The organism is Peptoniphilus indolicus ATCC 29427, from assembly GCF_000227315.1.
GTDB classification, from domain to species: Bacteria; Bacillota; Clostridia; order Tissierellales; family Peptoniphilaceae; genus Peptoniphilus; species Peptoniphilus indolicus.
Window position 1 is genome coordinate 1 of record NZ_JH165098.1, and the last position, 1,700, is coordinate 1,700.

At 25.5% G+C, this 1,700-nt stretch carries 1 protein-coding gene and 1 pseudogene; both read right to left on the minus strand.

The window, feature by feature from the left end:
* Positions 1 to 663, minus strand: a pseudogene (locus HMPREF9129_RS12875) (ABC transporter ATP-binding protein); the annotation flags it as partial.
* Positions 664 to 665: 2 nt separating this feature from the next.
* A partial coding sequence (locus HMPREF9129_RS11810; protein WP_004823415.1) for a hypothetical protein occupies positions 666 to 1,700 on the minus strand: 1,035 nt, incomplete at its 5' end.

Sequence of the window (1,700 nt, forward strand, 5' to 3'; positions counted from 1 at the left end):
TAATTAACTTCCCATCTATTATTTCATAGTGATGCCAATTAAATAATTCGACTAAAGAGTAATCATGAGTAACTAAAATCAAACTCTTTTCACTTCCCAATTTTTCTATATATGATATCACCTTTGCTTTCAATCTTGGATTTAAAGCATTTGTGGGTTCATCAAGAATGAGCACCTTTGGGTCATTTATTATAGCTCTTGCTATAGCTACCCTTTGTCTTTCTCCCCCGGATAAAAATTTAACTTTCTTATTTAAAAACTCCTTTATCTCTAAAATTTCAGAAACATGATAAATTCTGTCCTTCTTCTCTAATCTATTGTATTTTTTGAATATATTAGTGGTATTACTATATTTTCGTAAACAGTTTCTTCTTCCAAGAGATTATATTCTTGAAAAATAAAACCAAACATCTCATTTCTTAGCTCTGCTATTTTTCTATTAGATAAGTTATCTATATTATTGCCATCTATTAGATATTTGCCATAAAAGTTTTTGTCCAATAATCCTACAATTTTTAACAAAGTTGTCTTCCCCGAGCCATTTTCTCCGGTTATAATAACTTTCTCTCCTTCTTCTATTTTAAAAAAGCAATCATTTAATACAATTTGTTCAGAACTAGAATTTTCATTATATTTTTTAACTAAATTAGTTATTTCCAACATTTCTATTCCCCTTCCAACTTGATACTTAAATCCTCTTTTATTAAAATTCTCAAAGTAATAAGTTCAAAAATTATTATAAATACTAATGAGATGAAAATATTAATAATAAATAACGCATCTATATGAAAAGCATTTAAATAACCCATAAACAAAAAATTTATGCCTATTAAAAACATCAAAAATATTGAGTTTCTTATAAAAATATTTAGCTTTGTTGCTCCACATATCAAATGAATAATGTACTCTCTGTGTAATTTTGCATATATATGTTTAGTTACAATTACTATCCCCAAAGCAACAACCATTATGCTAACAATAATATAAACAGACATAAATCTCTTTACAAAACTAATTTCCTCAATATTTGAAAATTTATCCTTTTGTAAATGTAAAAAAGTATTCTCAAAAGCTTTTTCAAATTCTTTATGCACATCATTATTATCTATCCCGTCTACCAACTTTGCATCTTTTGATAAAGCTATGAGTTCAATATCTGCAATTTGATAATTTACCAAATTTTTAAATTCTTCGCCTTCAAACTTTATAAGCTGTACACTCTTATCTTTTAATAAATTCTCCATTCCAATAAGTTCCATTTTTTTCTCATTAATTTTTCTTGAATTTATAATTTCAATCTTCCCTAATGAACTGTTTTTTAATTTTCTTAAATCCTCTTTATGAACACACCAGATTATATTATTCTCAGACCTATCTTCATATTTTCCAACTAATACCAACACTTCTACATCAAATTTTGTATTTACATAATTTGAGTAAAAATAAGTATATCCACCCTTTTTAAAAATAGAATCTAATCTATTTATAATACTATCTTTTTCTTTTTGATCATAAGATATCGGGACAGCAGAATAATAGGTTTCAAATTTTTCAGATTCAAAGGCAGAAATCATGGAGCCAAAAGATGATATAGATATTAGAGTTATTATCATAATAACAAGTTCTAAAATAAGAAATTCACGTTTATATTTAAATATATCTTTTATGCCTAATTTTAATATATCTAAAAACATCTCATT